This is a genomic window from Psychrobacter sp. T6-1 (assembly GCF_052258445.1).
Window position 1 is genome coordinate 1 of the sequence record NZ_JBQQFC010000572.1, and the last position, 976, is coordinate 976.

1 protein-coding gene is annotated in these 976 nt (G+C 43.6%); it reads right to left on the reverse strand.

What is annotated here, in order from left to right:
- Window positions 1–367 precede the first annotated feature (367 nt).
- Window positions 368–976: pyridoxal-phosphate dependent enzyme (locus tag ACTXGO_RS14670; protein ID WP_443575040.1), on the reverse strand; the 609-nt coding region annotated here is incomplete at its 5' end.

The window sequence follows — 976 nt, forward strand, 5'->3', positions numbered from 1 at the left end:
CTACGGTGACGCATATTATGGTCTTTGGCGTAGTCGCCCATTTTTTTGATGTTGCGCTCAAGGGCGTCTAAATCAAGAATTAAGCAAGGGGTCTGGATATCCGCTTCATCCATACCAACTTCAGCAGGGACGTTAAAACCAACTTCTAATTCTTCAGTAATCATGTTCAAGCTCCATTTGATTGATTGTAATTAATTAACGGTACTAAGTTATTAAAGATACTTAGTTAATTGTACTTAAAGGTATAAAAATGCGTTTAAACTTGCGTACTACTTACGCTTAGTTAACGCGCGATTGGTGGTTTTTTACTTAGCACTGTTAGCATTGCATACTGAGTACTTAATTGCTGACAGTTAATAACAAGTATTTAATTCCAAGGCAATTTATCAAGGTCAACGTTACCACCGGTGATGATAACGCCTACTTTTTTGCCGGCAAAAACGTCTTTGTTTTTTAAGATAACGGCAAGCGGAACCGCACAGCTCGGCTCAATAATAATTTTCATATGCGTCCAAGTCAGCTTCATCGCTTCAACGATTTCTTCTTCGGTCGCTGTCAAAATATCAGTCACATAGTTGCTAACAAAATGCCAAGTTAAATCTTTAAGCGGCACTTTTAGGCCATCAGCGATAGTGTCTGGCGCATCATCAGCAATAATGTGGCCGGCATGTAGCGAGCGTGCTGCATCATCAGCATTGACTGGCTCTGCGGCATAGATTTTGACATCAGGAGCTAGGTTCGATAGCGTCAAGCAAGTCCCTGAAATCATACCGCCGCCGCCGATTGGGGCAACAACCATGTCAGGCTTTACGCCGCGCTCGTCCATCTGCTCTAAAAACTCACGCGAGCACGTGGCTTGGTCAGCGATAACGCGAGGGTCATTATAAGGATGGACAAAGTCGCCACCTGTTTCTGCTTGAACCTTGGCAAAGACTGCTTCGCGTGAAGTGGTTGATGGATCGCACTCAGTAATGAT